Origin of the sequence: Nocardioides sp. (assembly GCF_024509035.1) — a bacterium.
GTDB lineage: Bacteria > Actinomycetota > Actinomycetes > Propionibacteriales > Nocardioidaceae > Nocardioides.
This window is the reverse complement of sequence record NZ_JANINT010000058.1, coordinates 1-10,561: the sequence shown is the minus strand read 5'-3', so window position 1 is coordinate 10,561 and position 10,561 is coordinate 1. Positions and strand designations below refer to the sequence as shown.

Sequence of the window (10,561 nt, the reverse complement as noted above, 5' to 3'; positions counted from 1 at the left end):
CGAGCAGCACCGAGACGCCGTGGATGCGGCTCAGGTAGCCGTCGGCGCGGTAGGGATTGGCAGCGGCCCCCGCCCGCCGCTCGGGCCGCGGTGGGTCGACCACGACGAGCGAGACGACGACCGCCCCGAGCGCGCAGGCGGCGGTCGGCACCCAGAGGGCCGCGTGGACGCCGGCGGTGTCCGCGACGACGGCGATCGAGATCGCTGCGATCCCGACGCCCACCGGCTGCGCCATCTGACGGATCCCCATCGCCAGCCCGCGGCGTTCCGGGGGGAACCAGCCGACGACCACGCGACCGCTGGCGGCGTTGGTGCTCGCGGCGCTCGCGCCGGCTGCGACGAGCGCGAGGGCGAGCCACACCGTGCCCTCGGTGAGGGCACCGGCGACGCCGAACGCCACCGTCGCAGCAAGCCCGGTGAGCAGCACGAACCGCTCACCGCGGCGGTCGGTGACGAGCCCCCACGCCACGAGCGTGAGCATCACCCCGAGGGTGGGAGCGGCGGCCACCAGCCCCGCGCGGGGCAGGCTCATGCCCTCTCGTCCGTGCAGCGTCGGGATGAGGAACGCCGGCCCGTGGACCATCACCGCGGTGGCGGCCTGGGCCAGCGTGCTGGCGCCGAGCATCGACCAACGACGCACGGCGCCGACGTCGTGCCGCGAAGCCGTCAGGGTCATGGACCCAGTCAAAGCCGCGCGGCACGACGTACGACGCCGTGTCTTGCTGCGTGGTCGGTCGTGACGGTGTGAGAAGACCGTCAGCGACGGGTCAGCGGCGGATCGTGGTCTTGGCGATGCCGAGGTCGATGACCGCGCCGGTGCCGTCGAGGAGCGTGATCCGCAGGGCGATCACCTTCAGGCCGCCGGGCAGCTTCTCGACCACCTTGGGCTCGAGCTTCGCCAGGCCCGGGATCTCGATCGTCTGGTCGATCGGGAGGTCCTGCGGCTGGCCGTTCGCCGTGATCGTGCCGATCGTGGTGCCCTTGGTGCTGCGCTCCAGGCCGCCGTTGGCCTTGCGGGTCACGGTCGCCTTGGCGACGAGCGCGTCGATGACGAGTGCCCCGTTGCCGAGGTTGACACCGGCCACGGCACCGCGCTCCCAGGCCTTGCTGCGGTTGTCGAAGCGCTTGGACCACTGGCTCGAGCTCACGCCGTCGACGACGAGCCCGCCGCCGAGGTCGAGGCGCGCGTCGGCGCGGCTGAGCACCTCACCCTTCGTGCTCTGGCACGGCATGATCGAGAGCGGGTTGCGACCGCTGGTGAGGACGCCGCCGAGGACCTCGGCCTCGGTGCCGGCGGAGTAGCCGCCGAACCGGCCGTTCTTGACGCCGTTGAGCGCCTGGGCCTTGCTGCGCGCGACGAACAGGTCGGTGCCGGTCGGGATGATCTTGACGCGCAGCGCGGTCGCCCAGGCTCGGGCGGCGCTGGAGTTGCTGGTCTCGTGGGTCTGACCGAGGTAGAGCGTGGCGAGCCCGGGGATCGTGATCGGCTGTCCCGGGGCGGGGATGTCGATCTCCTGGGGGTCGCCCACCGGCGGGGTGAGAAGGATCTTGCCGATGCTGGTGCTCGTTTCGGTGTGGAAGCCCTTGGCGTCGTACCACGCGTGGGAGAGCGAGGTGACGCCGCGGATGCTCAGCGAGCCCAGGGGGCTGTCGGCGAGGACGACCTCGGCCGTCGAGCTCCGGGAGTAGGAGTGCATGGCGCCGCTCTTGGTCTTGACCGTCCAGTTGCGGGTGGCCACGCCCGAGATGGTGCCCGCGCCGGGCAGGTTGACCGCGGCGACCTCGTTGTGGCGCTCGATGTCGGTCTTGGTCGAGCACGCGATGACGGAGAAGGCCGTCATCCCCGACCCGGCCGGGACCTGGCCGCCGACGAGCCGGGTGCCGTAGGCGCCGGCCTTGAGGGCGATGTCGGAGGAGTCGACACGGGCCGATGCGGACCCGATCGGGGCCGGGGCTGCGGAGGCGGGCGCCAGGCCGCCGGAGAACGCCATCAGGGACGCGGCAAGGGTGGACAGGACGATGGTGCTGCGACGCTTCATGACGGACCTCGGAGACGTTGCGGACGATGTGCTTCCTGATGCCCCGGATGGGTCCGTCGCACCCATCGGTCTAGACAGGCCGGGTCGACGATGGCTCCCGCGGTCGGGCTGCCGGGTCGTGTGATCGCGCATGTGTGTTCCCTCCGAGTGGTCTGGCGCAGCCGCAGAGTCCCTCTGGCTCCCGCGCCCCCACGCCGCGCCCGCAGGCACAACGGCGCCGTGCTCCGCGGGTTACGGCACGGCCGCCGATGTGTCTCGGATCTCAGACTGCCGTGGCCGCCCCGGGCCTGGTGGGGCCTCCCCGTGCGGGCCAGGATGGCGGGCATGGATCGCGTGCCCAGCCCGTCCGCCGTCACCGTGGTCGACGTCGGCGTCGGACCCGTCTCGTTCGAGCACCTGCGGTCGGTGGCTCGCCAGGGAGCTCCGGTGCGCCTCGCCGACGAGGCGATCGCTGCCATCGCACGGGCGCGTGCCGTCGTGGACGAGCTCGCGGCCTCGGCGACGCCTGTGTACGGCGTCTCGACCGGCTTCGGCGCCCTGGCCACCCGGCACATCCCCACCGAGATGCGCGCGCAGCTGCAGCGGTCGTTGGTGCGCTCGCACGCAGCCGGCTCCGGCCCCGAGGTCGAGCGCGAGGTGGTCCGGGCCCTGATGCTGCTGCGGCTCTCGACGCTGGCGACCGGGCGCACCGGCGTACGCGTGGAGACCGCTGAGCTGCTGGCCGCGCTCCTCGAGCACGGCATCACCCCGGTGGTGCGCGAGTACGGCTCGCTCGGCTGCTCCGGCGACCTCGCACCGCTGGCCCACTGTGCGCTCGCCCTGATGGGTGAGGGCGAGGTGCGCGACGCCGCCGGCACGCTGATGCCCGCGGCCGACGCGCTCGCGGCGGCCGGGCTGACCCCGGTCGAGCTCGCCGCCAAGGAGGGGCTGGCCCTGATCAACGGCACCGACGGCATGCTCGGCATGCTGGTGCTCGCCATCGAGGACCTGCGGATGCTGCTGCGCACCGCCGACATCGCCGCCGCGATGTCGGTCGAGGGCCAGCTCGGCACCGACCGGGTCTTCGCGGCCGAGCTCCAGGCGATCCGGCCCCACCCGGGGCAGGCGCTGTCGGCGGCCAACCTCACGGCGCTGCTGCGCGACTCGGGCGTGGTGGCCTCCCACCGCGGCCCCGACTGCAACCGCGTGCAGGACGCCTACTCGCTGCGCTGCTCGCCCCAGGTGCACGGCGCCGCTCGCGACACCGTCGAGCACGCGGCCGTCGTCGCCGGACGCGAGCTCGCGTCGGCCGTCGACAACCCGGTGGTGGTCGAGGACCGCGTCGAGTCGAACGGGAACTTCCACGGTGCCCCGGTCGCCTACGTCCTCGACTTCCTCGCGATCGCGACCGCCGACGTGGCCTCGATCAGCGAACGCCGTACCGACCGGTTCCTCGACAAGGCCCGCAGCCACGGCCTGCCGCCGTTCCTCGCCGACGACCCGGGCGTCGACAGCGGGCTGATGATCGCGCAGTACACGCAGGCGGCGATCGTCTCGGAGCTCAAGCGGCTGGCCGTGCCTGCCTCGGTCGACTCGATCCCCTCCAGCGCGATGCAGGAGGACCACGTGTCGATGGGTTGGTCGGCGGCCCGCAAGCTGCGCCGCTCCGTCGACGGTCTCGCCCGGGTGATCGCGATCGAGGTGCTGACCGCGGCGCGCGCCCTCGACCTGCGCGCGCCGCTCGAGCCGTCGCCGGCGACGGGCGCGGTGGTCCGGCTGCTGCGCGAGTCCGGGGTGTCGGGGCCGGGGCCTGATCGACACCTCTCTCCCGAGATCGAGGCGGCCGTCGGGCTCGTCTCCTCGGGCGCTGTCCTGTCTGCCGCCGAGTCCGTCATGGGAGCCCTGCGATGAACGACCGTCTTCCGATCCACGCCGCCCACGGCACCGAGCTGTCCGCCCGCTCCTGGCAGACCGAGGCCCCCTTGCGGATGCTGATGAACAACCTGGATCCCGAGAACGCCGAGCGTCCCGAGGACCTCGTCGTGTACGGCGGCACAGGGCGCGCGGCCCGGTCCTGGGAGGCCTACGACGCGCTGGTGCGCACCCTGCAGACGCTGGGCGACGACGAGACGATGCTCGTGCAGTCCGGCAAGCCCGTCGGCGTGATGCGGACCCACGAGTGGGCGCCGCGGGTGCTGCTCGCCAACTCCAACCTGGTCGGCGACTGGGCCAACTGGGAGGAGTTCCGCCGGCTCGAGGACCTCGGCCTGACGATGTACGGCCAGATGACCGCCGGCTCGTGGATCTACATCGGCACCCAGGGGATCCTGCAGGGCACGTTCGAGACGTTCGCAGCGGTGGCCGACAAGCGATTCGGTGGGACCCTCGCGGGGACGATCACCGTCACCGCCGGGCTCGGCGGCATGGGCGGAGCGCAGCCGCTGGCGGTCACGATGAACGACGGCGTGGTCATCTGCGTCGAGTGCGACCCCGAGCGCATCGAGCGTCGCATCGAGCACCGCTACCTCGACGTGCGGGCCGCCACCCTCGAGGAGGCCCTGGCGCTGGCCGTCGAGGCGCGCGACGAGCGCCGGCCGCTGTCGATCGGCCTGCTCGGCAACGCCGCCGAGGTGCTGCCGCGGCTGCTCGAGAGCGACGTACGCATCGACGTCGTCACCGACCAGACCTCGGCCCACGACCCGCTCTACTACCTGCCGATCGGCACCTCGGTCGACGACTGGGCCGCCGAGCGCGAGGCCGACCCGGCCGGGTTCACCCGGCGCGCGCGGGAGTCGATGGCCGTCCACGTGCGGGCGATGGTCGAGCTGCAGGACAAGGGCGCCGAGGTGTTCGACTACGGCAACTCGATCCGCGACGAGGCCCGCAAGGGCGGCTACGACCGGGCCTTCGAGTTCCCCGGCTTCGTGCCGGCCTACATCCGGCCGCTGTTCTGTGAGGGCAAGGGCCCGTTCCGGTGGGCCGCGCTCTCCGGCGACCCGGCCGACATCGCCGCCACCGACCGGGCGATCCTCGAGCTGTTCCCTGACAACGAGCGCCTGCGCAAGTGGATCGCCATGGCCGGCGAGCGCGTTCACTTCCAGGGCCTGCCGGCGCGGATCTGCTGGCTGGGTTACGGCGAGCGCCACCTCGCGGGGCTGAAGTTCAACGAGATGGTGGCCTCCGGCGAGCTCAAGGCCCCGATCGTGATCGGGCGCGACCACCTCGACTGCGGCTCCGTGGCCTCGCCGTACCGCGAGACCGAGGGCATGCTCGACGGCTCCGACGCCATCGCCGACTGGGCGGTGCTCAACGCGCTGGTCAACACGGCCTCCGGTGCGACGTGGGTGTCCTTCCACCACGGGGGCGGCGTCGGCATGGGGCGCTCGCTGCACGCCGGTCAGGTCTGCGTGGCTGACGGCACCGAGCTCGCGGCCCAGAAGATCGAGCGGGTGCTCACCAACGATCCCGGCATGGGCGTCATCCGCCACGTCGACGCCGGCTACGACCGCGCCGCCGAGGTCGCCCACGAGCGAGGCGTGCGCATCCCGATGTCCGAGGGCTGAGGACGGTTCGCCCCTCCAGTCGATCCGGACCGTGCCAGAGTGGAGACCGTGACGACCCAGCCGGCTCGGTCCCGTGCCACGCTCACCGACATCAGCTCCCGCGCCTGGGAGCACCCCGCCGACCGCGGCGCCCTGGTGGCGCTGCGCAAGCTCAAGGGCTTCGACAGCCTGCTCAAGGCGATCTCGGGCCTGTTCAACGAGCGCGCCGTACGCCTGGTGTTCCTCGGCTCCGCGGTGCGCGTCGACGAGCGCCAGTTCACCCGCCTGCACGGCCTGCTCGGGGAGGTGGCGCGCACCCTCGACGCCCCCGAGCTCCCCGAGATGTACGTCGTGGCCAACCCTGAGCCGGGAGCCCTGACGATCGGCATGAACAAGCCGTTCATCGTGCTCAACTCCGGGCTCGTCGACCTGCTCGACACCGATGAGCTGCGCTTCGTCATCGCCCACGAGCTCGGCCACGCGATGAGCGGGCACGCGGTCTACCAGACGTTGCTGCAGCGGCTGATCCAGCTGACCGGCGTCCTCAGCAGCGTCCCCGTGGGCGGACTCGGGTTCCGCGCGATCATGGCCGCCCTCTACGAGTGGTCGCGCAAGTCCGAGCTCTCCGCCGACCGCGCCGGCCTGCTCGCCACCCAGGACCCTGCGACGGCGTTCCGGGTGCACATGAAGCTCGCGAGCGGTGGCCACCTCGAGGACCTCGACGCGACGTCGTTCTTCGCCCAGGGGCAGGAGTACGACGACGCCGACCTGCGCGACTCGGTCCTGAAGATGCTGCTGGTCGAGAACCGCTCCCACCCGTTCCTCGTGGTCCGCGCGAGCGAGCTGCGCCGCTGGGTCGACTCGGGTGAGTACACCCGGATCCTCGCGGGCGACTACCCGCGCCGCCAGGACGACGACCAGGCCGGGGTCTCCGAGGCGGCCAAGGCCGCCGCGCGCAGCTACTCCGAGACCTTCCGCCAGAGCCAGGACGCCGTGGGCAAGCTGGTGCACGACGTCGCCGGCGTGCTCGGCAGCGTCAAGCTGTGGTTCGACGAGCAGCTGCGGCGCGGGGACGACTGAGCATCCTCCCGACATGGCAAGGCCCCGGGACCATCGCCCCGGGGCCTCGCTCTGACGTGTCTGCGGCTGGTCGGCGCGCGCCTACCAGACCCTGCGGCGGCTGCCGCCGATCGGGACGAGGTTCAAGATCAACCCCACCACGAGCAGGATCAGTCCGATCGTCGTCAGGATCGGGATGCTGGCGACGAGGCCGATGATCAGCAGGATCAAACCAAGAACGATCATTTCCTTCTTCCTCCCTGTGTTTACCCCCAGAACGGCGGTACCCCACGGGGAGGACGCGGCAAACGTCCTCGGTCTGGACCGGCCCTACGCCAGTGCCTGGATGGCGCGGTGGATGTCGAGCACGCGGCGCGCCGACTCGACGTGCAGGTTCTCCACCATCCGTCCGTTGTAGGTGACGACGCCCGACCCGCGGCCGTCCTCCCAGGCCTGGATCAGCCCCTCGGCGTCGGCGACCGCCTGCTCGCTGGGCGCGAACGCCTCGTTAGCGCCCTCGACCTGGCCGGGGTGGATCAGGGTCTTGCCGTCGAAGCCCATCTCGCGGCCCTGCTGGCACTCGGCGAGGAAGCCCTCGGTGTTCTTCACGTCGTTGTAGACGCCGTCGAGGATCGCGATGCCCGCAGCGCGGGCGGCGAGCAGCGCGGTGTGCAGGCTGGGCACGATCGGCGCCCGGCCGGGCACGTGCTCGGCGTACAGCTCCTTGACGAGGTCGTTGGTTCCCATGACGAACGTGCTGAGCCGCTCGGAGGCACGCGCGATCGCGAGGGCGTCGAGGATGGCGACCGGCGTCTCGATCATCGCCCACAGCGTGGTGTGGTCGGGGGCGCCGTACCGCTCGAGCGCGTCGACCAGCTGGCCGACCTCGGCAGCGCTGTTGACCTTGGGCACCACGACGGCGTGCGGGCCGGCCTGGGCGGCGGCCTCGAGGTCGGCCTCGTGCCACTCGGTGCCGATGCCGTTGACGCGGATCGTGAGCGTGCGCCGGCCGTACTCGCCGCTCGCGGCGGCGGCGCACGCGGCCTCGCGGGCGGCCGGCTTGGCGTCGGGAGCCACGGCGTCCTCGAGGTCGAGGATCAGCCCGTCGCAGGCGATCGTCTTGGCCTTCTCCAGCGCCCGCTCGTTGGAGCTGGGCATGTAGAGGACGCTGCGCAGGGGGGTGTACTCGGTCACGCGTCGGTTCCGATCTCGTCGTACTGCTTCTTCAGCTCCGGGTCGATGGCGGCGAGCTGCTCGGCGAGCTCGACCATCACCAGGCACTGCTTGAGGGAGGCGTCGTCCTCCATCTTGCCGTCGAGCATCACCGCGCCGGTGCCGTCGCCCATCGCGGCGACCACGCGGCGGGCGTGGGCGACGTCCTCGACGCTCGGGCTGAAGACCCTGTTGGCGATCGCGATCTGCTTGGGGTGCAGGCTCCACGTGCCGACGCAGCCGAGCAGGAAGGCGTTGCGGAACTGGTCCTCGCACGCGACCACGTCGGCGATGTCGCCGAACGGGCCGTAGTAGGGGTAGATGCCGTGCATGGCGCAGGCGTCGACCATGCGGGAGATCGTGTAGTGCCACAGGTCCTGCTGGTACGTCGCGCGCTTGGCGTCGACGTCCGCGACGCCCACGTCGTTCTTGGGCGGGTCCTGGCGCACGAGGTAGCCGGGGTGGCCGCCGCCGACGCGCGTGGTCTTCATCCGCCGGTCGGCGGCGAGGTCGGCCGGGCCGAGGCTCAGGCCCTGCATGCGGGGGCTGGCGCCGCAGATCTCCTCGACGTTGGCCACGCCGCGCGCGGTCTCGAGGATCGCGTGCACCAGGATCGGGCGGTCGAGGCCGGCCTTGGCCTCGAGCTGGGCCAGGATCCGGTCGACGTAGTGGATGTCCTCCGCGCCCTGCACCTTGGGCACCATGATCACGTCGAGCTTGTGGCCGATCGCCGGCACCAGCGTGGTGAGGTCGTCGAGCACCCAGGGGCTGTCGAGGGCGTTGATCCGCGTCCACAGCTGGGTGGGTCCGAAGTCGGTCTCGGTCGCGATGTCGACCAGGCCCTGTCGTGCAGCCTCCTTGTTGTCGGCCTTGATCGCGTCCTCGAGGTTGCCGAGAAGCACGTCGACGGTGCCGACCAGGTCGGGGACCTTCGCCGCCATCTTCGGGTTGCTCGGGTCGAAGAAGTGGATCGCCCGGCTCGGACGTGCCGGGATCTCGGTCAGGGGCGTCGGGGCCCCCACCGCGAGGGGTCGGAAGAAGTCCTTGGCGCTGCGGGATCCGGTCATGGGCCGGAAGGTAGCAGCGCCTCGCTACGCGTCGGTATGACGGAGGTCGCAGCGGTTGCGGGTTTCGGCTGCCAGCAGCCGAAACCTCACTACTCGTAGGTGTAGAAGCCCCGGCCGGTCTTGCGGCCGAGCAGCCCGGCGTCGACCATCCGCTGCAGCAGCGGGGGCGCGGCGTACAGCGGCTCCTTGAACTCCTCGTAGAGCGACTCGGCCACCGCCTTGGTGGTGTCGAGGCCGATCAGGTCGGCCAGCGCGAGCGGGCCCTGCGGGTGCGCGGCACCCAGCACCAGGCCGCGGTCGATGTCCTCGGCCGAGGCGAACCCGGACTCGTACATCCGGATCGCCGAGAGGATGAACGGGATCAGCAGCGCGTTGACCACGAAGCCCGCGCGGTCCTGGCAGTCGATCGCCTTCTTGCCGAGCGACTCCTCGACCCACGCGCGCGATCGCTCCGTGGTCTCGGGCGACGTCAGCAGCGACGGCACCAGCTCGACGAGCTGCAGCACCGGCACCGGGTTGAAGAAGTGGACGCCGATGACCTGGCTGGGCCGCGAGGTCACGACGCCGAGCTTCATGATCGGGATGGACGAGGTGTTGGACGCCAAGATCGCGTCGGGCGCCTCGACGACGGCGTCGAGGGAGCGGAACAGGCCGACCTTCGCGGCCTCGTCCTCCACGATCGCCTCGACGACCACCTCGCGGTCGGCCAGCGCGTCGAGGTCGGTGACGACGCGGATCCGGTCGAGGACCGCCGAGGCGGAGTCGATCTTGCCCTTGGCCTCGGCGCGCGACAGCGACTTCTCCAGCCGCCCGAGCGCCGCCTTGGCCGCCTCGTCGCCCGACTCGACCACCACCACGTCCTGGCCGGCGCGCGCGCTGACCTCCGCGATGCCCGACCCCATCAGGCCGCCACCGACCACACCGATCCTGTTCATGACCCTCCCTCGCTCTGCTTGCGCCCCCGATTCCACCAGTGCCGTCGCGAGGGCGGTACGGCGGGTGCCGGCCGCGCCGCACGCCGGGCCTCGCGCCGCTCGTGCCAGGCGGCGACGGTCGCCTCGACGTCGCGCGGCATCGTGATCAGCGGCGGGCCGGGGGAGAGCGAGTAGCGGGCCCGGATCACCCGCTCGTTGAAGTCCTCGACGTGCGCGCGCACCTCGGACTCGGCGTGCAGCCGGTCGAGGGTGTCGTCGAGCTCGGCGTCCTCCTTGCGCAGCGCCACGCTCGGCGGCAGCACGGTGATGTTCTCGCGCTCGACGAGCTTCTTCAGCCACCAGTCCGGGTCGTGCTCGGCGCCGAGGCCCTCGATGGGCTTGCCGTGGCCCGGGAGGTTCTCGAAGTCCCCGCGCTCCATCGCCTGGCGGATCTGCACGTCCACCCAGGTCTGCTGTTGCTCGATCCGCGCGCGAGCCGCGGCACGGCTGGCCGCCCGGTCGGGGTCGCGCTCCTCTGGCATCCCCTCCAGGTTAGTGCGCGCCCCGTGACGTCAGGGGTGGACGAGCACCTCGTCGGCGTCCTCGGCCACGACCCGCGGCATCGCCAGCAGCGCGACGGCCGCGGCGACGGCGGCCAGCGCGCAGACCGACCAGACGGTGAGGTAACCCGCCAGCGGCGCATGCCCCTCGGTCGGGTCGTCGATCGTCCCGGTCGCGGACAGCGCGAT

Annotated in this window: 10 protein-coding genes; 3 read left to right on the top strand and 7 right to left on the bottom strand. The window is 71.9% G+C overall.

Translation table 11 applies throughout. From position 1 onward, the window contains the following. Nucleotides 1–676: MFS transporter (locus tag Q0L15_RS05420; protein WP_296602793.1), on the bottom strand; the 676-nt coding region annotated here is incomplete at its 3' end. Between the two features lie 91 nt (nt 677–767). After that, nucleotides 768–2,039 (bottom strand): choice-of-anchor P family protein, encoded by a 1,272-nt coding sequence (locus tag Q0L15_RS05415; protein WP_296602792.1) that lies wholly within the window; start codon nt 2,037–2,039, stop codon nt 768–770. 324 nt (nt 2,040–2,363) lie between these two features. Between Q0L15_RS05415 and hutH the strand changes: the two genes are divergently transcribed. From hutH to Q0L15_RS05400, 3 genes are read left to right on the top strand one after another with little or no spacing between them, the layout of a single operon-like run. After that, a complete protein-coding gene (gene hutH, locus Q0L15_RS05410) occupies nt 2,364–3,929 on the top strand; it encodes a histidine ammonia-lyase (protein ID WP_296602791.1) in 1,566 nt (521 codons plus the stop codon). After that, nucleotides 3,926–5,581, top strand: a complete 1,656-nt coding sequence (hutU, locus tag Q0L15_RS05405) for a urocanate hydratase (protein WP_296602789.1) — start codon at nt 3,926–3,928, stop codon at nt 5,579–5,581. The genes hutH and hutU overlap by 4 nt, the downstream gene beginning before the upstream one ends. 48 nt (nt 5,582–5,629) lie before the next feature. Further along, complete coding sequence (locus tag Q0L15_RS05400; RefSeq protein WP_296602788.1) at nt 5,630–6,640, top strand: M48 family metallopeptidase; 1,011 nt, start codon at nt 5,630–5,632, stop codon at nt 6,638–6,640. Between the two features lie 81 nt (nt 6,641–6,721). On the opposite strand, the gene Q0L15_RS05395 is transcribed toward Q0L15_RS05400, so the two are convergent. The 5 genes from Q0L15_RS05395 to Q0L15_RS05375 form a co-directional block, all read right to left on the bottom strand. Continuing rightward, entirely contained in the window at nt 6,722–6,865 is a 144-nt protein-coding gene (locus Q0L15_RS05395) for a hypothetical protein (protein ID WP_296602787.1), read from the bottom strand. A gap of 84 nt (nt 6,866–6,949) precedes the next feature. Further along, nucleotides 6,950–7,813 (bottom strand): CoA ester lyase, encoded by an 864-nt coding sequence (locus Q0L15_RS05390; protein ID WP_296602786.1) that lies wholly within the window; start codon nt 7,811–7,813, stop codon nt 6,950–6,952. Beyond that, nucleotides 7,810–8,898, bottom strand: a complete 1,089-nt coding sequence (locus Q0L15_RS05385; RefSeq protein ID WP_296602785.1) for a CoA ester lyase — start codon at nt 8,896–8,898, stop codon at nt 7,810–7,812. The genes Q0L15_RS05390 and Q0L15_RS05385 overlap by 4 nt, the downstream gene beginning before the upstream one ends. An 89-nt stretch (nt 8,899–8,987) precedes the next feature. Continuing rightward, a complete protein-coding gene (locus Q0L15_RS05380; protein WP_296602783.1) occupies nt 8,988–9,833 on the bottom strand; it encodes a 3-hydroxybutyryl-CoA dehydrogenase in 846 nt (281 codons plus the stop codon). Next, complete coding sequence (locus Q0L15_RS05375; RefSeq protein WP_296602782.1) at nt 9,830–10,354, bottom strand: DUF1992 domain-containing protein; 525 nt, start codon at nt 10,352–10,354, stop codon at nt 9,830–9,832. Before Q0L15_RS05375 ends, Q0L15_RS05380 begins: the two co-directional genes overlap by 4 nt. Nucleotides 10,355–10,561: the final 207 nt, after the last annotated feature.

Bases quoted from the DNA above. Each gene is read 5' to 3' on its own strand.
- Q0L15_RS05415 (WP_296602792.1), bottom strand. From the start codon at position 2,039: ATGAAGCGTCGCAGCACCATCGTCCTGTCCACCCTTGCCGCGTCCCTG.
- hutH (WP_296602791.1), top strand. From the start codon at position 2,364: ATGGATCGCGTGCCCAGCCCGTCCGCCGTCACCGTGGTCGACGTCGGC.
- hutU (WP_296602789.1), top strand. From the start codon at position 3,926: ATGAACGACCGTCTTCCGATCCACGCCGCCCACGGCACCGAGCTGTCC.
- Q0L15_RS05395 (WP_296602787.1), bottom strand. From the start codon at position 6,865: ATGATCGTTCTTGGTTTGATCCTGCTGATCATCGGCCTCGTCGCCAGC.
- Q0L15_RS05385 (WP_296602785.1), bottom strand. From the start codon at position 8,898: ATGACCGGATCCCGCAGCGCCAAGGACTTCTTCCGACCCCTCGCGGTG.
- Q0L15_RS05380 (WP_296602783.1), bottom strand. From the start codon at position 9,833: ATGAACAGGATCGGTGTGGTCGGTGGCGGCCTGATGGGGTCGGGCATC.
- Q0L15_RS05375 (WP_296602782.1), bottom strand. From the start codon at position 10,354: ATGCCAGAGGAGCGCGACCCCGACCGGGCGGCCAGCCGTGCCGCGGCT.